Below are 23,970 nucleotides of genomic sequence, written 5' to 3'. Positions count from 1 at the left end.
CCTTATTTGTCGGTGAATATTTTCATATTCCCTTTGAAAAAACCCAATGCGTCGCCGCTTTCGCGGGTGGCGGCACGTAGGACTTTGCCCACGATAATTTCGTGGTCGCCCCCGTCATAAGATGCGTATTGGCTGCATTCGAACCGCGCGAGGCAGTTAGGCAAGATCGGGACGCCTTCGACATTTTGGGTCAGTTCAGCATCCAGAAGGCAGGCCCCATCGCGGGCGACTTTCCAGCATATATCGTCTTGGTCATGTGCCAGAATATGGATCGCAAAATGTTCGGCCTGCGCGAAATGCGCAAAGCGCCGCGAAGATTTATCAGGCGCCCAAAGAACCAACGGCGGGTCAAGTGACAGGGACGAAAAACTGTTCGCGGTGATCGCCATCGGCCCGTCGTCCGTCGCGACCGTCACAATCGTAACGCCTGTCGCAAACCGCCCGAAAGCATCCCGCAATTGGCGCGGGTTGCTGGGGTCCGGGGTGAATGACGTCATCGCCAAGTTGCCAGTATCTGTCGCAATCATGGCACTTCTGTTCCTAGGCCTGCTTCGTAAAGATAGAACCAGTCTTCGCGCGAAATTGTAACAGTTAGTGCATCCGACAGCCGACCAATCCGATCAAGGTTATTGGTGCCAAGAACCGGCAGGATTTTTGACGGGTGCCGCAGTAGAAATGCGACGGCAACTGCGGCGCGGTCTACGCCTTGGTCTTTGGCGATTTCATCCATCCGGTCGGTCAACGCGTTTTGCCCTGTCATGAGGTCGCCCCCACCCAGCGGGGACCATGCCATGATCGGCTGATCTTGGCGTTGGTGGAAAGCAATGTCGCCGTTTGTGAAAGCGTCGATTGTACCGGCTGAAATCTCGATCTGGTTGGTAACCAGCGGGTTTTTCATGGCTGATTGCAGCAGTTCCCAATCCCACGGACGAAAGTTTGACACGCCAACAGCGCGGACTTTGCCGGATGTGACCATCTCATCAAGTGCGCCACCCGTTTCATTATGGTCCATCAGCGGATCGGGACGGTGGATCAGCAACAGATCGATCTGTTCAATCCCCATCGCCGTCAGCGAAAGATCAACCGACGACGTGATATGCGCGCGTGTGGTGTCGTAATATTTGCATTTGGCATCCGCATAGCGGCCCATCGGGGCCACGATATCGCATTTGGTTACGATCTCCATCTGCGGGCGCAGGGAAGGGTTTGCCTTTAGGGCCGTGCCAAGAATGTCTTCGGCGACATAGCCGCCATAAATGTCGGCCTGATCGAACGTCGTGATCCCTTGGGATAGGCAGCTTTGAATCTTAGCCTCGACATGGGCGGCAGAGGTGTCCGAAGCGTCCCCGATCCGCCACATGCCATAGACAAGTTGGCTAAAGGATAGGTCAGGGGTGATTTCTATGCGGGGCATCATTAGCGGCGGACTCCGTTTCCGAGTGGGGTTGCAGGAACACCGGCGGGTACGCGCCCGTATTCATGCGGTAATGAACATGTTTTCATCAGTGGTAGCACGCGCTTTCCGAAATGTTCAGCCTCATCAATGTGCGGATAACCTGATAGGATAAACGCACGGATGCCCATCTTTTGATATGTCTCTAGTTTTGACATAACTTGATCTGTCGACCCGACAAGGGCAGCGCCGCAACCAGACCGGGCCCGGCCAACGCCCGTCCATAGATTTGGTTCGATATAGCCGTGATCATCCGCGATCTCGCGGTTCTTGGCCTGATGGCTAACCCCAAGCGATTTTGCGTCCTGCGCCCGATTGCGGATCGCGTCGCCTTGGTCATCGTCCAGCTTTGATACGATGTAATCAGCATATTCACGCGCCTCGGCTTCGGTGTCGCGGACGATTACGTGCACACGCAGGCCATAGTCCAGCGTGCGTTGGTATTTTTCGGCAACGGCGTTGACCGCCTTCATCCTGCCTTGCAGTTCTTCGACCTTTTCGGGCCACATCAGGTAAACGTCACAGTGCTGCCCACACAGTTCAAGCGCAGCAGGAGAGTATCCACCGAAATACAAAAGCGGACCACCAGTTTGATACGGGCGCACAGGGTCGGTCGTGAGGCCCGAGAAATTGTAAATCTCGCCTTTGTAATTGATTTCGTCCTGCGTCCAGGCCTGTTTCAATATCTCAACGACCTCGCGGGAACGCTGATAGCGGTAGTTGCTTTCTTCGACCTGACCCGGAAAGTCAGAGCTGATGATGTTCACCGTCAGTCGCCCGTTCAGCATGTGATCAAGCGTGGCGATTGTGCGGGCCAGCATGATCGGCTGCATCTCACCGCAGCGCACGGCGGCCAGCATGTTGATGTCTGTCGTGATCGGTGCGCAGCCCGCTACAAAGCTAAGCGTGTCTTGCCCAACCTGATAAGACGAGGGGCAAAGGATATTCCTGAACCCCTGTTTTTCGGCTGTTTTCACAATGTTTGAACAATGGTCCCATGATGACCGCAAATCTCCATCGGGCTGGCCAAGGAACTGGTAGTCGTCTGAACATAAGGCTGAAAACCATGACACTTCGGCTGCGTCTAGGTCGGCTGATGTCACCGGTACTACGGTCATTGTCGTCATCCTCCCTTGGGCGATCCGTTGATAAAATCGCTTGACTTTCCCTATCGCTAACAGTGTCTTTGATCTGGATCAATGGTGTATCAATTTTTTTCGAAGGCAACCCAACCCGCAATGTATGTCAAAAGCGAAACCCCAACCGCGTTGCCACTATATGTGCAGATCAGCGAAGTCCTGATCCGTGAAATTGCATCGGGTCAATTGCTAGACGGGGCACGGCTGCCGCCCGAACGTGACCTTGCCAAACAGCACGGCACAACCGTGCGTACATTACGCAAGGCATTGGCAATATTGGAAGAAAAAGGCCTGATCGAAAGCATCCAAGGGTCCGGGAATTATGTCCGCAAGACCCCGGATGTCGAAAGCATCTATTCGATGTTTCGGCTAGAGATATTGCGCGGCGGCGGCTTGCCAACGGCGAAGGTCTTAGCCGTCGATGAAATGGATAAACCCGATGGCTTGCCGGAATTCGGGCAATCACCACGCGGGACACGCATCCGCCGTTTGCGATTTTTGAACCAAGTGCCGATCGCGGTCGAAGAGATCTGGCTTGATCTACAGGCGGGGCGGATCGTCCCCGAGGATCTATCAGATTCGCTTTACCGTTATTACAAAATGCGGCTTGGGTTTTGGATCACCCATGCCGAAGATTACGTATCTGTCGGCCAAGTACCCGATTGGGCCCCAACAGATTTCGCGCCCAAGCCCGGCCAAACCGTCGGGTTCATCGAGCGTATCAGCTATGCAGAACAACATGGTTCGGTCGAGTTCTCACGAACTTGGTTTGACCCGCAGCGCGCCCGCTATGTGCAGCGCCTGCGTTAGGGAGGAAATATGCCAAACATCACGAAGTATGGGATCATCGGCTGCGGCATGATGGGCCACGAACACATGCGTAATATTGCCTTGCTGGATGGTGCCGCCGTCGCGGGGATTTTTGAGCCCGACGCGGGTATGGCGCAAATCGCCCAATCTATCGCGCCGGACGCCCTACTGGTTGATAGCATTGATACGCTTTTGATGATCCCTGATCTGGATTGCATCCTGATTGCCAGCCCCAATTTTCGCCATGTCGAACAGTTGGAAATGCTAGCAGCAAAACGGTATCTGCCTGTGCTGGTCGAAAAGCCACTGTTCACCGATCTTGATCAGCTGGCGCGGTTGAATGATTTCGCTGAAACATATCCGTCGCCCGTCTGGGTCGCGATGGAGTACCGCTATATGCCGCCCATTGCCGCATTTTTGGACAGTGTTGATGGGGCGACAGGTGGCATCAAGATGATGACGATCCGAGAACACCGCTTTCCGTTTCTTGAAAAAGTCGGGGATTGGAACCGGTTTGATCGCTATTCGGGCGGGACGTTCGTTGAAAAGTGCTGCCACTTCTTCGATCTCATGCGCCTGGCGCTGAAATCCGAACCACTGCGCGTGATGGCGTCGGGTGGCCAAGACGCAAACCATCTGGATGAACGTTATGATGGGCAAAAGCCTGATATTTTGGACAACGGCTATGTCATCGTGGATTTTGCCAATGGCAGCCGCGCGATGCTGGAATTATGCATGTTCGCCGAAGGTGCAGAATACCAAGAAGAGGTGTCAGCCGTCGGCCCAGCCGGCAAGGTCGAAGCCTTTGTTCCCGGACCAGGGCGGTTCTGGCCCGAACATTTGGGTGACGCACCAACCCCACAGCTGATTGTAAGCCCGCGCCATCCCAAGGGCCCGGTAAAGCAAGATATTCCCGTTGATCCAGCGTTGCTAGACGCCGGCGATCACAACGGATCGACCTATTACCAACATCAAAAGTTCCTCGAACTGGTACGCGGTCAACGCGACAAAGCCGAAGTCACATTAGATGACGGCAAAATGGCCGTGCTGATGGGCATGGCCGCGCAGATATCCATTAAAGAACACCGCGTAGTTGGGATGGAGGAGCTTGTTCCTTAATCAAATTGCCCGGCGTGTCACCGATGCTGGCGCTAAGGTTCCGATTTCAGTTTCGACAGCTTCCGCGCAGTGATTGAACCAGAATTCTTCGGTCTCAGTGCGTCGAACGCGGATGCCATTTGGCAGGGTTCGTGTCGCGACGCCGGCTGTTTCGCAAAACTGTGCGACCAGTCGGTCCATTCCGATGTCGTCTAGCCAGCCGCCGTTGTAGGTCCGGTTTCCGTCTGTTACGACTATTGGCTGCCCGTCTTCGCGTGTGAACATCGGTGTCGCGGTGGTTTCGAGTTCTTCGAGATAGCCTTGCACCGCACCGCCGCCTGCCAAGGGGGTTGGGCTGTCGGGGCGCAGGCTCTCTAACCTTGCGACCGTGACATCCAGCCCGGCAATCGCGGGCGGTAGCGGGATAGGCATTTTGAAATCAGCATCGCGTGCGCCGGTGCGTGGGCCATAGACAACATGCGCTTCGGTCTGTGCCAAAGCGGTTCGCAGTTCGTCGGTCAGATGCATTAAGCCGGGTGCGAGTACGATTTTGTACCCGCTGAAATTCTGCGTGTCTGGCGATAGGATATCCACGTTTAACCCCGCACGCCTTAACGCGCGGTAGTGGTCGAGCACGAGGCCGAAATAGCTAAGCTCTGCACCGTGCGGCTGTACCGACCACGCCCAATCGGCGTCGTAGTCAAAGATGAGCCCCACATCGGCACGCGGGATGCTGACATCGGGCGCGTCTTGGATTTCGCTCGCGACTTGGCGGGCTTCAACCATTGCTGGGGCCTCTACGCTGTCAGGGCGCAAAAGGCCGGAATGTAGTTGTTCTTGGGCGAATGGGGCCTGACGCCAGCGAAAATAACAGACAGCTTCGGCGCCATGCGCCAATGCCTCCCACGTCCAAAGGCGGACCATGCCGGGCAGGGGGGCTGGATTGTGCGGTGCCCAGTTTACGGGGCCGGGTTGTTGTTCCATCACCCACCAACGGCCCCGGCCGACAGCGCGGTATAGGTCGTGGTGAAACGCCTGAAAATCGGGGTCACCTTGGCGGGCAAAGGCGCGTTGGTGTTCGGGGCTTGCGCCCACGCGGTCTTCGAGAAACCCAAGCGGGTAACTGTCCCATGTCGCGATCTCGAGGTCTTTGCCAACTTCGAAATGATCAAAGTCTGTGACGCGTCCCATGTAGTTATGGCTGATTGGCGCGGTTGAGTGCGTACGAATCTCATCGACCTGTTCGCGGTTGAATGCGACGACCTGATCCGAACTAAACCGACGGAATGCCTGCGCGTGGGCAGGGTTTGGTTCTGTGACGGTCAGGTTAGGTAGGCCGATTTGGTCAAAACGGTCATAGTCCATTGACCAAAACACGTTACCCCAAGCAGCGTTCAGCGCATCGACCGTGCCATATCGGGCCTGTAGCCAACCCTGAAACGCAACGCGGGCTGCGTCTGAATAGCTGATTACCGTGTCGTGGCATCCGTATTCGTTGTCGGTCTGCCATGCTGCAACTTTGTGCCCAAACCGTTCGGCGATAATCCGTGTGATCCGTTGCGATTCAGCGCGAAACCCAGCGTGGCTAAAGCAATAATGCCGTCGCGATCCAAACCCGCGTGGTTTGCCGTCAGCATCCAGCGCGATCATGTCGGGGTGCTTATCAAGCATCCAGCGTGGCGGCGTGGCTGTTGGCGTGCCCAGCACCACAGAAAGCCCCGCATCATTCAGCACATCAATCGCGCGATCCAGCCAATCTAGCTGTAGATCACCGGGCGATGGTTCTAGCCGCGACCACGCAAATTCACCGATCCGCACCCATGTCAGTCCAAGCTCGGTCATGCGCCGGGCGTCTTCTGCCCAGATTTCTTCGTCCCAATGTTCGGGGTAGTAGCAGGTGCCAAGGGTGCGTTTCATCGGGTGATCTTTCGTTTCTTAGGCAGGCATCGCCGCGTCATATGCGGCAACGATTTTATCAGCGCGTGTGCGCACGTCTTGGGCGGTTATCCCGGCGCTATAAATGGCCGATCCGATGCCAAACCCGGTGATCCCGACCTTGGCCCAGTCGGCAAAATTGGATGCGTCCGCGCCACCCACAGCATAGCTGCGCGTGCCTTTGGGTAGGACAGCTGAGACGGCCTTGAACCCATCAACGCCGACAAGTGATCCGGGAAAGAATTTGAGCCCATCCGCGCCGTTGCGCAGCGCCGCAAAGCATTCGGTTGGCGTCATGACGCCCGGATAGCTGGCCAATCCGGCGGCTTTCGTTGCGCGAATAACATCTGGATTGCAGTCAGGTGACACGATCAGTTTGCCACCAACGCTTGCGACATCCGCCACGTCTTTGGTCGTTTGGACGGTGCCTGCACCAATCAGCGCCACTTCACCAAACGCGTCTGCAAGAATGCCGATGCTTTCCAATGGGTCAGGCGAATTCAGCGGAACTTCGATCTTGTCGATACCTGCGTCGATCAAGGATTGACCGATTGCGTGGACGTCTGGCGGGGTGACGCCGCGCAAGATAGCGATGATATTGCGGCTCATGATTTTACCTGTTGGGTATAAGCGGCGGATAGGCCGGACAGCACCATGTCTTCGCCTGAAACAGCAGGCGCGGTGATACCCTGTTGCGCAAGTGCGCGCTGATAAAGGGCGGTTAGTTTGCCAGCGCCAATCAGCGCGATATCGCGGCCCAGCCAATAGGGGCGTGCACCAGCAAGTTCTGTGCCGATCAGTAGACCAGACAAGCGCCCGCGTGCCGCGCTTTCGCTAAGTGTCGCCAAAAGGGTGCCAGCACGCAGCGCGAATAGCTCTGCGCCGACGGTTTCAGGGCGGCTGAGCGCGTCGCCAACGGCAGTGTCAAAGGCATCAAGATCAAGTTCCGCCTGCACCGAGAAACGCAGCACAGATTGTTCGGCCAACAGCGCGAACATTTCGCCAGTCATGAAGGTACGAAAGCTCACGATCTCTTTGGCGCTGATATGGACCCATTTTGAATGGGTGCCGGGCAGGCACAGCACACCGTCAAAATCAGGTTTTTGCGCCAGAAAGCCTGCGATCTGGGTTTCTTCGCCGCGCATTACGTCGGCAGGTTTGGCCTGTTTTACACCCGGTAGAATTGACACCGAAATACGCGGATCGGTGACTTTTACCTTCACGGCTTCTGCGATGGACGGCGGGTTGCAAGGTGTCGCGATATAGGGGGCCTCTGCCCAGCCTTGGCGCGATCCGGCCATGCCGCAGATGACCACAGGGGTCACGCCAGCGCCAAGGTGGTCGCTGATCATCGCCAAAAGTGCGGGTTCAAATGCGTCCGGGGTTAACCCGCTCATGCCTTGGTCAGACGTCAGGCACTGCGTGGTGCCGTCGTCATACATCAGGGCAACGCGCAGGTTTGATGTGCCCCAGTCGACGCCAATCCAGTTTGGGTTTTTGGTGTTGTTGCTCATCCTGTCACCACCACGCCACCATCTGCAGCGATCAGTTGGCCGGTGATCGCCCGGCTTATGCTTGACGCCAAGAACAGGACCGGACCAACCATGTCTTCGGGTTCCAGTTCGGTCTTGACGCATTGTCGGTCGAGATGCCCGGCGAGAGCTTCTGGCGTCACCCACATGTCTTTTTGTTTTTGTGTCATCACCCAACCCGGCGCGATTGCGTTTACACGAACACCGTCAGGGCCAAATTCGCGGGCCAGTGACCGGGTCATACCCGTGATGCCAGCATTCGCCGTCGTATAAAGCGGATAGCCTGCGTTCCCCATTATATAGCTGATCGAGGACATATTGATGATTGTTCCGCCGCCAGCCGATTTCATCGCTGGAAGCACCGCCTGACAAGCAAAGAAATAGGCCTTGAGATTAATCGCCATGGACCAGTCCCAGAAAGCTTCGTCGACTTCAGCGGTGGTATGGCGTTTGTCGTTGGCTGCGTTGTTGACTAGCGTTGTGATCGGGCCATGAGCCGCAGCTGTCTGTTCAATCGCTGCCTGTAACGCGCCCGTATCGGTAATGTCGCATTGGATAAACAACGGGCGGTTATCTGTCGCAGTTTCCAACTGGTCGACAAAAGCTGACGCATCAGATTGCCCAACAAAAGCGACCTTAGCGCCTTGGCGCAAGAACCCTTCGGTCAGTGCGGCCCCGATGCCCGATCCACCGCCGGTGATGAATACCGATGCTGATTTGAGGTCAGGGAAAATTGGTTGGCTCATTAGTGGCTCTCCCTTGTGACGGGGCGGGTGTCTTTGCCCACCAAGAAATCTAGATCAGCACCTTTGTCGGCCTGAAGCACGGTATCGACGTATAGCTTGGCATAGCCACGCGTGTAATGCGGTTCGGGCGCAACCCACGCGGCGCGGCGTTTTTCAAGCTCGGCATCATCGACCTGAAGATCAAGCACACCGGTGCTTGCCGATACCCGAATGGTATCGCCGGTTTGCACAAGCCCGAGCGGGCCGCCTGCATTCGCTTCGGGTGCGACGTGCAAGATCACCGTGCCAAAGGCCGTACCGGACATCCGCGCATCCGAAACCCGGACCATATCGCGCACGCCTTGTTTCACCAACACTGCCGGGATCGGCATATCGCCAACCTCTGGCATGCCAGGGTACCCTTTGGGCCCGCAGCCTTTGAGCACCAGAATGGTATCTTTGGTCACTGGTAGATCAGGACGGTCGATATTGGCTTTTAGGTCTTCGATGGATTCGAAAACATAGGCGGGGCCAGTGTGTTCAAGCAGATGATCTGACGCCGCCGATGGTTTTACGATGGCACCATTCGGCGCAAGGTTCCCACGCAACACGCGTAGACCAGCGGCAGGTTTGATTGGGTCGTTAAACGGGCGGATCACATCGGGATTATAGCATTCGGCACCAACGTGATACGCGCTGATATCCCCGCCAAGCACCGTTTTTGACGGGCGCAGGATGTCTTTGAGTTCATTCAACACGGCAGGCACGCCACCTGCATAGCAAAAGTCCTCCATCAGGTATTTGCCCGATGGCATGCAGTTGACCAGCAATGGGATTTCGCCACCGATTTCGATGTCCTCAAGCGTCAAGTCCACGCCAACACGACCTGCCAGTGCTAGCAGGTGCACCACAGCGTTTGTCGATCCGCCGACTGCGGCATTGGTGAGGATCGCGTTTTCAAACGCCGCTTTGGTCAGGATGTCGGATGGTTTTAGGTCTTCGTCGACCATTTCAACAATCCGCTTTCCCGTCATATGGGCCAGTGCCGCGCGGCGGGCGTCAACGGCGGGGAGGGCGGCGTTGGTTGGTAGGGCCATGCCCATTGCCTCGACCAATGACGCCATTGTGGACGCAGTGCCCATGGTCATGCAGACACCCTTGGATCGGCTCATCCCGGATTCAGTTGCCATGAAGTCCTGCAATGTCATTTCGCCCGCTTTCACAGCGGTCGCGAATTTGCGGACATCAGTGCCGGAGCCCAGATCGCGGCCCTTCCATTTGCCGTTCAGCATCGGACCAGAGGACACAACGATTGACGGCAAATCTACCGATGCAGCCCCCATCAACTGGCCGGGGGTGGTTTTGTCACAACCGCCTAACAACACGACACCATCGATGCCGTAGGCGCGAATGGATTCTTCGACATCCATCGCCAGCAGGTTGCGGAACAACATCGCGGTCGGTTTCATCTGGGTTTCGCCCAGCGACATCACCGGGAATTCGACCGGGAAACCGCCTGCCTCCCAGACGCCGCGCTTTACGGCTTCGGCTAGATCGCGCAGCCCGCTGTTGCAGGGCGTGAGTTCAGACCAAGTGTTACAGATCCCGATAACGGGGCGGCCATCAAAGGCGTGATCCGGGAAGCCTTGGTTCTTCATCCAGGACCGACGGATAAACCCGTCTTTGTCCATCATTCCGTACCAATTACTGCTGCGGCGTGGTTTCTTCATATTTTGTGGCCCTCGATAACCCACATGGTTTCTGGAAAGCTCCATGGGAGGGTGATCCCGTGATGCATCAAATATTGGCCACTGACCTTTATCGCGTTTGTTTTCAAGGGGGACTGTCCGCGTGACAGCGCCTTGCGGGTGAGTTCATCGCGGTTCGCCAGATCAACGCGGTATGTTGCGTTTGCATCAAGCTCGGTCAGGCGCAGCGGACGGGGCGCGATTTGCGTGGATGTATCGGCCTTACCGGCAAAGACGACGAACTGATCCTGATGTAGATGTTGTTCAGCCAGAACCGCCGGATCTGCCGCATCAAGCCGCAAAATATCGGCGCGGCGCATCCAATCGCGGTTGTCTTTCCACCACCCGGTGACACGGCGCAACACATCGGCTTCGTCGTCGGTCAGTTCACGCGGGTCCATCTCGAACCCCATGTGGCGTTGGGCAGCAACCCAAGCGCGGAACCTGATATCTAAGATGCGACCAGAGGTATGACAGACGCGCGGGCCAACATGGCTGCCTGTCACGCATTGGGGCAGGAATAGTGCTGCGTTGTGTTGGATTTTCAACCGCTCTAGCGCGTCGTTGCTGTCGGACAGCCAGACACGTTGGGTATGTTCCATGATCCCGAAATCAATACGGCCACCGCCCGAAGCGCAGCTTTCAACCTCGACCTGTGGAAACGCAGTGCGCAACCGATCAAGCAGGGCGTATGTGCCGCGTGTTTGATCCGCATCAGGGGTCGGCAGAACCCGGTTATGATCCCATTTGACGTAATCGATATCGTAGTCGGTTAGCACTTTGGCGATCCGATCAAATAGGTAATCGCGGACGGCTGGCAGCGCCATGTTCAGCACCTTTTGATGGCGCCCCAAAATCTGATCTTCATCCCCCAATGCCCAGTTGGGATGGGCGCGGTAGGTGTCGCTATCTGGGTTGATCATCTCTGGTTCGAACCAGATGCCAAAGGTCATGCCTAACCCATGGATGTGGTCGATCAGCGGGGTTAATCCATCGGGATATTTGCGCGTATCAATGAACCAATCACCAAGCGATGTCGTGTCGTCATCGCGTTTCCCGAACCAGCCATCATCCAGCACGAAACGTTCCGCGCCTAGACTGGCAGCACGTGTGGCTATTTCCTGAAGCTCTGGGATTTTGTGGTCGAAATAGATGGCTTCCCAGCAGTTATAATGCACCGGGCGCGGGCGGTCAGGATGCGGCCAAGTCACCACACGGTCGCGCAGGTGGCGTTGGAACGCAGTCGCGCAGCCGTTTAGTCCAGTACCCGAATATGTCGCGAAAAGCGGTGCGGTTTTGAAATGGGTTAGCGGGGTCAGTTCAGTGTCTGACGCGTTGCCAAATTGGATTTGGCGGCGACCATCAGGTAATTCTTCGGCAACCATTTTATGTCCGCCGGACCAACCATAGTGGAAGCCATATGCCGCACCTTGTGTGTTGGTTGTGCCACGACAAGGGACGATGAGGCCCGGAAAATGTTCGTGTCCCGTGCGGCCGGTACGGTTGTCGCGCGTGCGCATTCCGGCAGACCAAGGGGTGCGGTTCATCTGGAATTCACTACACCAGCGCCCGGCAAAGTCTATCATCTCATCAGATAGCTGCGGCGCAGGTAACACGGGTGCGGCAAGCCATTGTAGGTTGATGGGGTGCTCTGATTCCAGTTCTGCGGACATGGAGATCAGATGGGTGTCGGGATCAATCGCGAAATGGGCGCGATAGGTTAGGCCAATGTATTTGTCCGTGTACGTTAGGCTAAGCGCGTCTGTCTTCGCCTCAACGCTTTCGAACGCCAGCTTTGGTAACAGCGGTTTGCCTGCCGTGTCACGCAGGGCCATGCCGGGTTGCCCTTGAAAAGTACGCGTTGCGGCGGGGCAAATTGACAGCTCTGGGTGCTGGTCCAGCATTCCGCCTGCGACGTCGATGCCATGGATCGCATAGAGCGTTTCCAGATTTTCACTATCTGGCAGGCGCGGTCCCCAATAGATAGCCTCGGCCAATTGTTTGTCGCGCACGCCCAAGACCAAGGTCTGACGGGCATCGTCTAGTCGCCAGCATTGGATCATTTGACAGCCCCAAGTGTTAGGCCCGCGATAAAGTGGCGTTGCATCAAGAAGAACATCAACACAGGGGGCAGGGCCGCAACGATCGAACCCGCCGAAAGCATGTGATAGGCCACGCCAAACTGCGCGTTAAAGCTGGTGATACCTGCGGTCACGGGCTGTGCTTGTGGACCTTGGGTCAGGACAACCGCCCAGAAATAGTCGTTCCAGATGAAGGTAAAGATCAGCACGGACAGCGCGGCAATCGCGGGTTTCATCAAGGGTAGAACGATGTGCCAGAAAATTTGAAATTCTGTGATGCCTTCGACGCGGGCCGCCTCGATTAACTCAAAGGGCAGGGCGCGGATAAAGTTACGCATGAAGAGCGTGCAAAACCCCGTTTGGAACGCGATGTGGAACAGGACCAATCCCAGCTTGGTATTATAAAGCCCGGCATCAATCGTCAGATCGCGCACTGGGATCATCAGGATTTGGAACGGCACAAAGTTCCCTGCGATGAACAGGAAGAACACCAGCAGGTTAAAACGGAACCTATACACACCCAGTGCAAAGCCAGTCATGCAGGACAGTGCAACCGCGCCGATTACCGTTGGAATCGTGATCATGAAGGAATTCAGAATGTAGCGCGGCATTGGGCTGTCGGTGAACACACGCCCATAGTTTTCGAAACCCGCAAAGCGTGACGGCCACGACCAATAGTCACCACCTGTGAAATCAGAGCTTGGCTTGACCGAGAACATCGCAACTGCGAGCAAAGGCAGCAACCATGCGATCACCGCAACGGGCAGCAGTGACTGATAGCCAATCTGCCACGACCGGGATGTTCGCTCGAGTGGGGTAGGGAACATCTTAGCGACCTTTCTCGTCTTGGTACATCGACCATAGGAAATAGGCGATGAAGAACAGCATGATAAAGAACAGCACAACCGCGATGGCAGCGCCGTAACCCATGCGGAACCCGTATTCGGACAGCGCCTTTTCGAACATGTAGAATGACAGCACGCGGGTTGATCCGAATGGCCCACCATTGGTCATGATCGAGATCAGATCGAACGACCGCAGCGCACCGATAATCGTTACCACAAAGGCAATAAAGGTCGCGGGCTTTAGCTGTGGAATGATGATGTGCCACAGCATCCGCCACCCCTTTGCGCCATCAAGACGGGCGGCTTCGATCTGTTCAGGATCAACAGCGTTTAGACCTGTCAGATACAGGATCATGCAATATGCGGTTTGCGGCCAAAGACCCGCAGCGATGATGCCATAGGTGGCCAGCGCAGGGTCACCCAGCACGTTGATTGGACCAAGCCCGACAGCACCTAAGATACCGTTCAAAAGGCCAAAGTTTGGATCATAGAACCATGTGAATACTAGGCCCACGACGACTTGGGAGATCACAAAGGGAAAGAAGAACAGCGATTTATAGATGCGAATGCCGCGCACGGTTTGGTTTAGAAACAGCGCGATAAACAGACCCGCCGGGATCGCCAGCAGATACAGCAGCAGCCATTTCATGTTGTTGAACAACGACACGGTGAATGCTCGGTCGCTTGCCAAACGTTCATAGTTGGCAGTGCCGACATATTCGGCCTCGCCCAACCCGTCCCATTTATAGAAGGACAGGTTGATGCTTTGGATGATCGGATAGATCACATAGACCGAGAAAAACAGGATGCCCGGCAGCAAAAACAGCCAAGGCGTGATCGTTTTCCGATTGCGATGGAACCAACTGTGGTGCGGCGCAGCAGCCGTCGTGTCAGTCATTTTCTACTCCTCAAGTCCCAAGTGCAAAAACCCGCAGCGCAGATGCGTGCAGCTAGAACGAAAAGCGGGGCAGCATAAGCCACCCCGCAATTGTTGTAATTATTCAGCAGTATCCTGACGAACGAATTCAAGACGCTCTAGGATGTCGTCCAGGTTATCAGGGTAAACCATGAATTCCTGTAGACCTTCCATGCCAGCCTTTGCCATCTCGGCCGAGAAATCCCGGTCAAAGAACTGTGCCACGCCGCCCGGTGCGTCGTTGGACAGCATGTTGAAGCCAGCTTCGAGGAACTTGTCGTCATCAACCGAAGACTCTGCGTTCACAGGCAGCTGACCCAGTGCATCACCTGCGTTGATCAGTGTCTGGTTATCCGCAGAAACGATGAAGCGCAGGAATTCACGTGCGGCTTCTTTGTTTTGCGCGTTCGCAGGGATGTGGAACGTGTCTGTTGGCGCGTCTTCTGCCATCGGCACATCTGGGTTGATCACTGGGAACTGATAGAAACCAAGCTGGTCATCAGTCAGGCCACCGTCACGGAAGTGCGGCACTGCAAAGTTACCCATCAGATAAGCAGTCGCATCGCCATTGATCATGAATGGCAGGGCTTCTTGCCAGCTGTATGTCTGGTGGTCTTCGATGAAGCCGCCCATGTCGATCAGCTTGCGCCAGTTTGCGAATGTCTCGCGAACGCGGTCATCTGTCCATTCGATTTCGCCACGTGCAAGCTGCATGTGGAAATCATAACCGTTTGTACGCATGTTCAGGTAGTCGAACCAACCGCCAGCAGTCCAAAGGAATTTGGAACCGATGGTGTAGCAAGCACGGCCAGACTCCACGATCTTTTCGCAGTTCGCCAGCTCTTCTTCAAAGGTCGCAGGTGCTGTTAGACCCAGCTCTTCGAAGATGTCCTGACGGTAGTAAACACCCCATTGGTAGTAAGTATAGGGAACGCCCCACTGCTTATCATCAATAGTCATCGCGCCTTTGGTGGATGCAAGCGCTGCGAATTCTGGCTCTGCCCATAGGTCAGAGATATCTTCGAAAAGACCAGCGTTCACATATGGACCCATACGGTTCGCCGCATACCAGTTCGCAACGTCAGGCGCATCGGCGGTCAAAAAGTTACGGATCTGTGTTTTGTAGGCTTCGCGGTCGATGACCGTCAGTTCGATGTCCAGATCAGGGTGCATCGCACCAAAGCGTTCAACCATGCCTTCCATTACGGCACGGGGCGCCGGGTTCGACATGTCGGAAAATACGCGCAGTTCGCCTGATAGGCCTTCTGCAAACGCAGAACTGCTTAGCATTGTTGTCGCGGCCAGACCGGCCAGCATCAGCTTCTTCATGGAACGCATAGTGTCCTCCCTATTTATGCTCCCAACGATCCCGCCAAAACATTCTAGTTTCATATAATGGAACCGCATTTCTAATATTGAAACCTTAACGCGGATCGGTATAGGCTTGTCAATAGGTTCCTCGGATAACCCGGGGTAGGGAGGCCACATGCAATCGAAGGCAGACGGAACGGTAGGCAAGGCGCTCGCGGTGTTGGAATTGGTCGCGGGCTTTGAGCGGCCTGTGCGCTTTAGCGAGCTGCAAGGCAGCAGCGATTACCCCAAGGCAACGCTGTACCGGCTGCTGCAAACGCTGACCAAACAACGGATGCTGTCGTATGACCCCGACAGTGGGACATATACATTGGGCGTACGTCTTGTGTGTTTGGCGCACGCCGCCTGGAAAACCAGTTCACTGGCACCTATCGCACGGCCATATATGGATAAACTGTCTGAAAAGACGGGCGAAACCGTGCACCTTGCCCAGCTGGATCATGCGCAGGTGATCTATGTGGATAAACGCAACGCATCCCAACCGCTGCCTATGTATTCTGAAGCTGGCAAAGTCGGCCCGGCCTATTGCACAGGCGTCGGCAAAGCAATGATGGCCTACTTACCCGAAGACCAGTTAACGGATGTTCTGGCGCAGCAATCATGGCACCGTTTTACCGATGGCACATTGACCAACGAGGCCGCTTTGCGTGCTGAACTTGTTGCAATTCGTGAACGCGGGCACGCCTACGATCGCGAAGAACACGAGCCGGGGATCATCTGTGTGGCTGTACCGATTCGTAACGACTCTGGCCGTGTGCTGGGGGCGTTGTCGATCACGTCATCAACATTGCGGGCGTCATTGGACAAGCTGGACACCTTTGTTCCGCTGATCCGCGACACCGCTGACCAAATCGCGCGAGAGACCCAGAATTGGCGTTTCCCCGAAACCAAAGCCACCGCCTAGGGAGGGTCCAATGACCGGTGTTACGCTAAATAATGTGATCAAGAAATACGGTGATGTTCAGGTGATCCACGGGGTCGATCTGGAAATCGAAGACGGTGAGTTCTGCGTGTTTGTCGGCCCATCAGGTTGCGGTAAGTCTACCCTGCTGCGGATGGTCGCCGGGTTAGAAGAAACCACAAGCGGTAAGATTGAAATCGGTGAACGTGATGTAACCCGCATGGAACCTGCCGACCGCGGTGTCGCAATGGTGTTCCAGACCTACGCGCTTTATCCGCATATGACAGTCAAACAGAACATGGGGTTTGGCCTAAAGATGAACGGCTACCCCAAGGCTGAAATCGAAGCCAAAGTCGCCGAAGCCAGCCGCATTCTAAAACTGGATGACTACCTGAAACGCAAACCCGCCGCCCTGTCAGGCGGTCAGCGCCAACGGGTATCTATTGGTCGTGCGATTGTGCGCGGCCCCGAAGTATTCTTGTTCGACGAACCGCTGTCGAACCTCGACGCTGAACTACGTGTCGAAATGCGCGTCGAAATCGCGCGTCTACACAAAGAAATCGGCGCGACGATGATCTACGTCACGCACGATCAGGTCGAAGCCATGACATTGGCCGATAAGATCGTAGTGCTGCGTGCCGGCAAAATCGAACAGGTCGGCGCACCGCTGGACCTCTATCGCGACCCGGATAACAAATTCGTTGCGGGATTTATCGGTTCGCCTTCAATGAACTTCCTCTCTGGCACTGTGACAAACGGCCAGGTGCAGATTCCATCGCTCGACCGGACAATCGAAGTGGCAATGAACCTTCCGGCTGACGGTACAGAAATTTGGGTTGGCATCCGCCCCGAACACTGCCGGGCAGTCAAAGGTGGCGCACAAAAAGTCGAACTCTCCGAAGCATTAGGCGGCGTCAGCTACACCCACATCGTCACGAACAACGGCGAAAAGATCGTCATCGAAGAACGCGGGCTAGAGCGGATGAAAGAAGGCGAAACCGTCACGCTAGAATTCGAAGCAAACGATGTCATGCTATTCGACGCCCAAACAGAGCTTCGGCTGCGGTAGTCGTCAATCTCGTTTCACTCTATGTCTTTTTTGTTGACTTATTACGCGTTGCCTCAATAATTAACTGAACGTTCGTTTAATTAATGGAAGCAACTTATGGCGCGTAGGGCTGGGGCTGATGGCCGTGTTACGGCAGAGGCGATTTTGCGAGAGAGCTTGTCGTTGTTTGCTCAATATGGGTTTGCTGCGGTTTCCATGCGTCAGATCGCGGATAAGGTCGGGGTGCAGCCCGGGGCGATTTATCAGCATCACCGGAACAAGCAGCAGCTTTTGGTCGCTGTTTTAGATACGCATATGGATGGGCTGTTAGCGGCTTCGGCTGAAAACCAGCAGGGCGATTGTACTTCGGTGCAGGCGCTAGAGCGGTTCGCACGCTTTCATATTCAGTACCACATCACACGCCCAGACGAGGTATTCGTGTCCTACATGGAGCTGCGTTCGCTTGAGGAAGAGGGCTATGCGCTGATTGAAGGCAAGCGCCGGAAATACGAGCGTATTTTGAAGTCGATCCTCGAACGCGGCGTGAATGATGGAACATTTCAGCTGGATGATCCGCATGTATCGGCGATGGCTATTTTGTCGATGCTGACGGGTGTGAACACTTGGTACCGCAGCGGCGGGCGCCTGTCGCAACAAAAAATCGAAGACATCTACACATCAATGGTGCTGGGGGCTGTTGGCCACCGTTTGCCAGATACGCATTCTTAGGGAGAGAATAATGTTTAATCACACGATGAAGTTTGATCTTGGCGAAGACGTGAATGCTCTGCGTGACATGGTGCACCGTTGGGCGCAGGACCGGGTGAAACCGATGGCCGCGCAAATTGATCAAACAAACGATTTTCCGGCTGAACTATGGGAAGAGATGGGCGCGCTTGGGCTGCTCGGGATCACTGTTTCAGAAGAAGACGGTGGTTCCGGAATGAGCTATCTTGCCCATACCATTGCGGTCGAGGAAATCGCCCGCGCGAGCGCGTCGGTGTCGCTTAGCTATGGTGCGCATTCCAACCTTTGCGTCAATCAAATCAAGCTGAACGGCAATGCCGAACAAAAGGCCAAATATCTGCCTGATCTAATCAGCGGAAAAAAGGTCGGAGCCCTTGCCATGTCTGAATCAGGTGCCGGGTCTGACGTGGTTGGCATGAAGCTAAGCGCTGAGAAATTTAACGGTTACTACCGTCTGAATGGCACGAAGTTCTGGATCACCAACGGCGGTGAAGCAGATACATTGGTTGTCTATGCAAAGACTGATCCAGAAGCCGGATCAAAAGGCATGACCGCGTTTATTGTCGAAAAATCCATGGCGGGTTTCACCCAGTCTAAGCATTTCGACAAACTGGGTATGCGCGGATCAAACACCGTCGAATTGGTGTTCGAAGATGTCGATATCCCGTTCGAAAACGTGCTGGGCGAGGTCAACAAAGGTGTCCGCGTTCTAATGTCCGGGCTGGATTATGAACGCGTGGTTCTATCTGGCATTGGGTGTGGGATCATGGCGGCCTGTTTGGACGAAGTGATGCCCTACATGGTCGAACGTAAGCAGTTTGGCGAAAGCATCGGGAATTTTCAGCTGATGCAGGGTAAAATGGCTGACATGTACACCAAAATGAACTCGGCTCGTGCCTATGTTTACGAGGTCGCGCGCGCCTGTGATCGCGGTGAGGTCACGCGCCATGATGCGGCGGCCTGTGTGCTATACGCATCCGAGGAAGCGATGGTCGTGGCGCACCAAGCGGTGCAAGCAATGGGCGGTTCGGGTTTTATGAATGAAAGCGCCGTCAGCCGCTATTTCCGTGATGCCAAGCTGATGGAAATTGGGGCGGGGACCTCTGAAATCCGGCGCATGTTGATTGGCCGCGAGATGATGCAGGCGATGCGCTAATGCCTGTCCTGAAATCAAGCATTTCACCCCAGTCTGCCGCCTTTCAAGACAATGTTGCCGCCCATCAAAGCGGGTTAGAGGCGGTACGTTTAGCCGAACAAACCGCCCATCAAGGTGGGGGCGCTGCTTCGCAAGAACGGCATTTGTCGCGGGGTAAACTGCTGCCGCGCGACCGTGTGAATGGCTTGCTCGACCCCGGTTCCCCGTTTTTGGAGATCGGGATTTTTGCAGGTTATGAGCTGACAGAAATTGCCTGCCCTGCGGGTGGTGTGATCGCTGGTGTTGGCCGGGTTTGCGGCCAAGATGTCATGGTGGTTTGCAATGACGCGACCGTCAAAGGCGGCACCTATTTCCCGATCTCGGTCAAGAAACATTTGCGCGCGCAAAAGATCGCAGAGCAAAACAATCTGCCTTGCATCTATCTGGTGGATTCTGGCGGGGCCAACCTGCCCAATCAGGATGAAGTGTTCCCAGATGAGAACCACTTTGGCCGGATTTTTTATAATCAGGCGCAGATGTCCGCCAAGGGTATTCCGCAGATTGCGGTTGTCATGGGATCCTGCACCGCAGGCGGTGCCTATGTTCCCGCGATGAGCGACATTTCAATCATCGTCAAAGAACAAGGCACGATATTTCTGGCTGGCCCGCCCTTGGTTAAGGCTGCGACAGGTGAAATCGTATCTGCCGAAGATCTGGGCGGTGGCGATGTTCATACCCGTCTTTCGGGTGTTGCTGATTATTTGGCCAATGATGATGATCATGCTTTGGCCTTAGCCCGAGAGGTCGTTAGCAACCTGAACCGTCCAAAGATCGCGCAGCTGGACATGCGCACCCCAGAAGCCCCGCTTTATGATCCGTCAGAGATTTTGGGCGTCGTTCCGGCCGATCTGAAAACGCCCTATGACATCCGCGAGGTGATCGCGCGTCTGGTAGATGGATCGCGGTTTGATGAATTTAAGGCCCGCTATGGCACAACTTTGGTCTGTGGATTTGCGCATATCATGGGGATGCCCGTTGGGATCGTCGCCAATAATGGCGTCCTGTTGTCAGAAGCATCGGTAAAGGGCGCGCATTTCGTCGAATTATGTTCGCAACGCAAAACCCCGCTGGTGTTTTTGCAGAACGTCACCGGATTTATGGTGGGTCAGAAATACGAAACCGAAGGCATCGCTAAGAATGGTGCAAAGCTGGTGACCGCCGTTGCCACCACCTCTGTTCCGAAAATTACGATGCTGGTTGGCGGGTCCTTTGGGGCGGGCAATTATGGCATGTGTGGTCGCGCTTATGATCCTCGGTTCTTGTGGACCTGGCCCAATTCACGCATCGGGGTGATGGGGGGCGAACAAGCCGCAGGCGTCTTGGCGACGGTCAAACGCGATGCGATCGAACGCAAGGGCGGATCATGGTCCGCCGACGAAGAGGCGGCGTTCAAACAGCCCACAATCGACATGTTTACCAAGCAAAGTCACCCGCTTTATGCCTCGGCCCGGTTATGGGACGACGGCATCATTGATCCGCGCAAAAGCCGGGATGTGCTGGCGCTTAGTTTGCGCGCGGCGCTGAATGCGCCAATCAAAGAGACCGCATTTGGTCTGTTCCGGATGTAAGGATAGCGATGTGTTTGATAAAATTCTGATCGCCAACAGGGGCGAAATCGCCTGTCGCGTTATCATGACGGCCCGCAAAATGGGCGTGAGAACGGTCGCTGTTTATTCGGATGCCGACGCGCAATCGCAGCATGTATCGCTAGCGGATGAGGCGGTCCACATTGGCCCGTCACCCGTCGCTGAAAGCTATCTTCAGGCGGATCGCATCATTCAAGCCGCGCTTGATACGGGTGCCCAAGCCATTCATCCGGGGTATGGGTTTTTGTCCGAAAACCCTGATTTCGTGCGCAAGGTCGGCGCTGCCGGGCTTACCTTCATCGGGCCGTCCGCATCGGCAATCGATGCGATGGGTCTGAAAGATGCCGCTAAATCACTGATGGTAGAAGCAGGGGTTCCTGTTGTTCCGGGCTATCAAGGCAGCAATCAGGATGTCGCCTTTCTGGCCGCAGAAGCCGATAAAATCGGCTATCCGATCCTGATTAAGGCTCGCGCTGGTGGTGGCGGTAAGGGCATGCGTTTGGTTGAAAATCCAGCGGATTTCAAAAGTGAATTCGAGGCAGCACAGCGCGAAGGTCAGTCCAGCTTTGGCGATCCCATCTGCCTGATCGAGAAATATATCGCGCAACCGCGTCACGTTGAAATTCAGGTTTTTGGTGATCAGCATGGCAATGTTGTTCATTTGTTTGAACGTGATTGTTCGCTGCAGCGTCGTTACCAAAAAGTCATCGAAGAAGCACCCGCACCAGACATGCCGCCAGCCGTGCGTGCCGCAATGGGAAAGGCCGCCGTCGAGGCTGCCAAGGCCATCGGCTACGTCGGGGCGGGCACGGTTGAATTCATTGCTGATGGGTCTGATGGCCTGAAAGAGGACGGGTTTTGGTTCATGGAGATGAACACCCGCCTGCAAGTCGAACACCCCGTTACCGAAGCGATCACTGGGCTTGATCTGGTCGCGCTGCAATTGCGCGTAGCGGCGGGCGATGCGCTGCCGTTTTGTCAGGATGATCTGTCCATCGATGGCTGGGCGTTCGAGGCGCGCATTTATGCAGAGGACGTCCCCAAGGGGTTCTTACCGGCGATTGGTACGCTCAACCATCTGGCGTTTCCGGCAGGGACAACGTTTGAAACCGGTTCTGTGCGCATTGATAGCGGCATTCGGTCTGGCGATGATATCAGCCCGTTTTACGACCCGATGATTGCCAAGGTCATCGTGCACGGCCCTGATCGGCGCACGGCGTTGAAAATGTTAACGGCGGTCTTGGCCCAATGCCACGTCGGTGGCGCGACGACGAACATTGCATTTTTGTCTGCGCTTTCAAAACACGCCGGATTTCAGGCGGGCAACGTCGATACCAATCTGATCGCGCGTGATTTGGAAGAGTTGATTGATACGACCACCCCGGCAGATCATATCATCGCTGCGGCCTCGGTTTTATCGTTGGGGCTTGTTCCGACTGAAACTGGCGATCCGTGGCAGGGTTTGGCCAACTGGCGGCATTGGTCGAATGCTACCTACACGAGCCGGATCGTGCATGATGCAGAGCCCATATCGCGCAAAATAGAACCGCTGTCTGAGGGGCGTTTCTTGGTCCACGATGGCGACACATCCCGCACTATCGGGACCGTTCTTAAGGCCGGAACGCAATACACACTGGATTTGGATGGCGTGCAAAGCACGCTGGGTTTGGTTGTTCAGGGCAGATCGATTTTCGCCTTTCAAGACGGACGCAGTTTTGCGTTTGAAATCCCAGATCCGCTTGCCGGGCATGCCGAGGGCGCTGATGGTGGCGACAATGTTTTTGCTCCGATGCCCGGGATGGTCACAATTGTGTCTGCAAAACCCGGGCAATCCGTGACCGAAGGCGACAGCCTGTTCGTGCTTGAGGCGATGAAGATGGAACATGCGTTACGCGCCCCACGCGACGGGATCGTCGCAGAGGTGTTAGTCCAGCCCGGCATGCAAGTGGTAGACGGTGATCTGTTGCTACAGATGGAACCCGAAGATGAATGACTTTGTCAGGATCGTCGAAATGAGTCCCCGTGACGGGCTCCAGAATGAACCGGGGATGATCGCAACGGCGGATAAAATTGCCTTGGTTGACAGGTTGTCAGACTGTGGATTTTCGAAGATCGAGGTCACCAGTTTCGTGAGCCCGGACTGGGTGCCACAGCTTGGTGATGCGGCACAGGTCATGCAGGGCATCACCCGCAAAACCGGTGTGAGCTACTGTGTTCTTACCCCAAATTTGCGCGGGTTCGAGGCCGCAGTTGCCGTAGGCGCGGATGAGGTCGCGATTTTTGCGTCGGCCTCTGAAGGGTTCAGCCAAAAGAACATCAACTGTTCTGTCGCCGAAAGCATCGCCCGTTTTGAACCGGTCTTGGCGGCCGCAAAGGCCATTCAAATGCCCGTGCGTGGCTATGTGTCCTGCGTGACCGATTGCCCCTATGACGGCCCCACGGACCCAGCCCGCGTCGCGGATGTTGCGGCGCTGTTGATTGGCCTTGGCTGTTTCGAAGTTAGCCTTGGCGATACGATCGGGGCAGGGACGCAAGAAACCGTCGCTAAGATGTTGGATGCAGTTCTGGCCAAAGTGCCCGCCCAACAGTTAGCTGGGCATTTCCACGACACCAAAGGCAACGCACTGGGCAATATCGAGGTCAGCCTTGATGCTGGCTTGCGGTGTTTTGATGCCTCGGCTGGTGGGTTGGGTGGCTGCCCCTATGCGCCCGGTGCGAAGGGAAATGTGGCAACTGAAAAGGTCGTGCAGCTGCTGCATGACAAGGGATTTGAGACAGGGATCGATTTGCAGCGGCTTCAAGAAACGGCTGCTTTTGCGCAATCGCTGAAAGGAAAATAA

General features: G+C 55.5%; 21 protein-coding genes. 9 read left to right on the top strand and 12 right to left on the bottom strand.

Going from position 1 to position 23,970, the window contains the following annotated elements; all coding sequences use genetic code 11:
- Positions 1 to 2: 2 nt before the first annotated feature.
- The 3 genes from ACHUEV_RS15800 to ACHUEV_RS15790 are packed head-to-tail and all read right to left on the bottom strand — an operon-like array spanning position 3 to position 2,571.
- Positions 3 to 527, bottom strand: a complete 525-nt coding sequence (locus ACHUEV_RS15800; protein ID WP_394181548.1) for a flavin reductase family protein — start codon at positions 525 to 527, stop codon at positions 3 to 5.
- Positions 524 to 1,414, bottom strand: coding sequence for an aldo/keto reductase (locus ACHUEV_RS15795; RefSeq protein ID WP_394181748.1), 891 nt, complete (start codon positions 1,412 to 1,414; stop codon positions 524 to 526). Before ACHUEV_RS15795 ends, ACHUEV_RS15800 begins: the two co-directional genes overlap by 4 nt.
- A gap of 2 nt (positions 1,415 to 1,416) precedes the next feature.
- Positions 1,417 to 2,571, bottom strand: coding sequence for an LLM class flavin-dependent oxidoreductase (locus ACHUEV_RS15790; protein WP_394181546.1), 1,155 nt, complete (start codon positions 2,569 to 2,571; stop codon positions 1,417 to 1,419).
- A 120-nt stretch (positions 2,572 to 2,691) separates the two neighbouring features.
- Between ACHUEV_RS15790 and ACHUEV_RS15785 the strand changes: the two genes are divergently transcribed.
- Together ACHUEV_RS15785 and ACHUEV_RS15780 are read left to right on the top strand one after the other, a co-directional pair.
- On the top strand, positions 2,692 to 3,402 hold the full coding sequence (locus ACHUEV_RS15785) for a GntR family transcriptional regulator (RefSeq protein WP_394181544.1): 711 nt from the start codon (positions 2,692 to 2,694) through the stop codon (positions 3,400 to 3,402).
- Positions 3,403 to 3,411: 9 nt separating this feature from the next.
- Positions 3,412 to 4,521, top strand: coding sequence for a Gfo/Idh/MocA family protein (locus ACHUEV_RS15780; RefSeq protein WP_394181542.1), 1,110 nt, complete (start codon positions 3,412 to 3,414; stop codon positions 4,519 to 4,521).
- Here ACHUEV_RS15780 and ACHUEV_RS15775 read toward each other — a convergent pair whose 3' ends face one another.
- The 9 genes from ACHUEV_RS15775 to ACHUEV_RS15735 all read right to left on the bottom strand — a co-directional run bounded on the left by ACHUEV_RS15775 (position 4,522) and on the right by ACHUEV_RS15735 (position 15,620).
- On the bottom strand, positions 4,522 to 6,417 hold the full coding sequence (locus ACHUEV_RS15775) for a beta-galactosidase (protein WP_394181540.1): 1,896 nt from the start codon (positions 6,415 to 6,417) through the stop codon (positions 4,522 to 4,524).
- Positions 6,418 to 6,435: 18 nt separating this feature from the next.
- Positions 6,436 to 7,044: a 2-dehydro-3-deoxy-6-phosphogalactonate aldolase gene (locus ACHUEV_RS15770; protein WP_394181538.1), complete on the bottom strand. Its 609-nt coding sequence runs from the start codon at positions 7,042 to 7,044 to the stop codon at positions 6,436 to 6,438.
- Complete coding sequence (locus ACHUEV_RS15765; RefSeq protein WP_394181536.1) at positions 7,041 to 7,949, bottom strand: 2-dehydro-3-deoxygalactonokinase; 909 nt, start codon at positions 7,947 to 7,949, stop codon at positions 7,041 to 7,043. The genes ACHUEV_RS15770 and ACHUEV_RS15765 overlap by 4 nt, the downstream gene beginning before the upstream one ends.
- Entirely contained in the window at positions 7,946 to 8,713 is a 768-nt protein-coding gene (locus ACHUEV_RS15760; protein ID WP_394181534.1) for an SDR family NAD(P)-dependent oxidoreductase, read from the bottom strand. Before ACHUEV_RS15760 ends, ACHUEV_RS15765 begins: the two co-directional genes overlap by 4 nt.
- Entirely contained in the window at positions 8,713 to 10,422 is a 1,710-nt protein-coding gene (locus ACHUEV_RS15755) for an IlvD/Edd family dehydratase (RefSeq protein ID WP_394181532.1), read from the bottom strand. The genes ACHUEV_RS15760 and ACHUEV_RS15755 overlap by 1 nt, the downstream gene beginning before the upstream one ends.
- Positions 10,419 to 12,503: an alpha-galactosidase gene (locus tag ACHUEV_RS15750; RefSeq protein ID WP_394181530.1), complete on the bottom strand. Its 2,085-nt coding sequence runs from the start codon at positions 12,501 to 12,503 to the stop codon at positions 10,419 to 10,421. The genes ACHUEV_RS15755 and ACHUEV_RS15750 overlap by 4 nt, the downstream gene beginning before the upstream one ends.
- Complete coding sequence (locus tag ACHUEV_RS15745) at positions 12,500 to 13,348, bottom strand: carbohydrate ABC transporter permease (protein ID WP_106358466.1); 849 nt, start codon at positions 13,346 to 13,348, stop codon at positions 12,500 to 12,502. Before ACHUEV_RS15745 ends, ACHUEV_RS15750 begins: the two co-directional genes overlap by 4 nt.
- 1 nt (position 13,349) lies before the next feature.
- A complete protein-coding gene (locus ACHUEV_RS15740; protein WP_106358467.1) occupies positions 13,350 to 14,264 on the bottom strand; it encodes a carbohydrate ABC transporter permease in 915 nt (304 codons plus the stop codon).
- 99 nt (positions 14,265 to 14,363) lie between these two features.
- Positions 14,364 to 15,620: an ABC transporter substrate-binding protein gene (locus tag ACHUEV_RS15735; RefSeq protein ID WP_394181527.1), complete on the bottom strand. Its 1,257-nt coding sequence runs from the start codon at positions 15,618 to 15,620 to the stop codon at positions 14,364 to 14,366.
- A gap of 148 nt (positions 15,621 to 15,768) precedes the next feature.
- Between ACHUEV_RS15735 and ACHUEV_RS15730 the strand changes: the two genes are divergently transcribed.
- From ACHUEV_RS15730 to ACHUEV_RS15700, 7 genes are all read left to right on the top strand, one after another.
- Positions 15,769 to 16,557, top strand: coding sequence for an IclR family transcriptional regulator (locus tag ACHUEV_RS15730; RefSeq protein WP_394181525.1), 789 nt, complete (start codon positions 15,769 to 15,771; stop codon positions 16,555 to 16,557).
- A gap of 10 nt (positions 16,558 to 16,567) precedes the next feature.
- Positions 16,568 to 17,623, top strand: coding sequence for an ABC transporter ATP-binding protein (locus tag ACHUEV_RS15725; RefSeq protein ID WP_394181523.1), 1,056 nt, complete (start codon positions 16,568 to 16,570; stop codon positions 17,621 to 17,623).
- A 96-nt stretch (positions 17,624 to 17,719) separates the two neighbouring features.
- Complete coding sequence (locus ACHUEV_RS15720; protein WP_394181521.1) at positions 17,720 to 18,331, top strand: TetR/AcrR family transcriptional regulator; 612 nt, start codon at positions 17,720 to 17,722, stop codon at positions 18,329 to 18,331.
- Between the two features lie 10 nt (positions 18,332 to 18,341).
- Positions 18,342 to 19,505 carry an acyl-CoA dehydrogenase family protein gene (locus ACHUEV_RS15715; RefSeq protein WP_394181519.1) on the top strand — a complete coding sequence of 388 codons (1,164 nt, stop codon included), beginning with the start codon at positions 18,342 to 18,344 and terminating at the stop codon, positions 19,503 to 19,505.
- Positions 19,505 to 21,112, top strand: coding sequence for a carboxyl transferase domain-containing protein (locus ACHUEV_RS15710; RefSeq protein ID WP_394181517.1), 1,608 nt, complete (start codon positions 19,505 to 19,507; stop codon positions 21,110 to 21,112). The genes ACHUEV_RS15715 and ACHUEV_RS15710 overlap by 1 nt, the downstream gene beginning before the upstream one ends.
- 10 nt (positions 21,113 to 21,122) lie before the next feature.
- Positions 21,123 to 23,123: an acetyl/propionyl/methylcrotonyl-CoA carboxylase subunit alpha gene (locus tag ACHUEV_RS15705; RefSeq protein ID WP_394181515.1), complete on the top strand. Its 2,001-nt coding sequence runs from the start codon at positions 21,123 to 21,125 to the stop codon at positions 23,121 to 23,123.
- Complete coding sequence (locus ACHUEV_RS15700; RefSeq protein ID WP_394181513.1) at positions 23,116 to 23,970, top strand: hydroxymethylglutaryl-CoA lyase; 855 nt, start codon at positions 23,116 to 23,118, stop codon at positions 23,968 to 23,970. Before ACHUEV_RS15705 ends, ACHUEV_RS15700 begins: the two co-directional genes overlap by 8 nt.

Source organism: Yoonia maritima (assembly GCF_043641945.1).
GTDB lineage: Bacteria > Pseudomonadota > Alphaproteobacteria > Rhodobacterales > Rhodobacteraceae > Yoonia > Yoonia maritima_B.
The sequence above is the reverse complement of the archived record's forward strand: the minus strand, read 5'-3'. Positions and strand labels throughout refer to the sequence as shown.